At 62.4% G+C, this 229-nt stretch carries 1 protein-coding gene; it reads right to left on the reverse strand.

Translation table 11 applies throughout. From position 1 onward, the window contains the following. Nucleotides 1-229 (reverse strand): hypothetical protein (locus R2R70_RS23740; protein ID WP_410979453.1); only part of this gene is annotated, 229 nt, incomplete at both ends.

The raw sequence follows: 229 nt of genomic DNA on the forward strand, positions 1-229 counted from the left end.
GCCAATCAGCGCCAGCACTGGCAGCTGATGGGGGGCGAGCGCCTTGAGGTCACTTTGATAGTCGGGAGGATTGAGGCCCGTCATTAGGCGCCACGAGGAGGCGGCGGTGGTATGTGCATCGCGGTACTCTGGCGGGATATTAAAGCCGAGGACCTCAACATTAGCCAGGAGGAGGACGCGTCGCCAATTCAGGAGCCCTAAAGCCAGCACCTCTGCCAGGCGCGGCCGT

Origin of the sequence: Cobetia sp. SIMBA_158 (assembly GCF_046566945.1) — a bacterium.
GTDB lineage: Bacteria > Pseudomonadota > Gammaproteobacteria > Pseudomonadales > Halomonadaceae > Cobetia > Cobetia amphilecti.